General features: G+C 62.7%; 1 protein-coding gene. It reads left to right on the top strand.

Going from position 1 to position 252, the window contains the following annotated elements:
• Window positions 1-252 (top strand): POT-type proton-dependent oligopeptide transporter (locus tag MTCD1_RS19775; RefSeq protein ID WP_438819309.1); only part of this gene is annotated, 252 nt, incomplete at both ends.

Here is a 252-nt window from a genome sequence, read left to right on the forward strand (position 1 = left end):
GTGACCGTTCGATCGCGATGCTGATCATCTTCGCCTTCAACGTGCTGTTCTGGTGCTTCTTCGAGCAGGCCGGCAGTTCGTTCAACTTCCTCGCCGAGAACATCGTCAACCGCGACATCAGCGGCTGGGAATTCCCGATCGGCTGGTTCCAGTCGGTGAACCCGATCTCGATCCTGGCGCTGGCGCCGGTCTTTGCCTGGCTGTGGGTGCGCCTGGGGCGGGCCAATCCGTCGATCCCGCGCAAGTTCGGCC

The organism is Colwellia marinimaniae (assembly GCF_002207865.1).
GTDB lineage: Bacteria > Pseudomonadota > Gammaproteobacteria > Enterobacterales > Alteromonadaceae > Colwellia > Colwellia marinimaniae.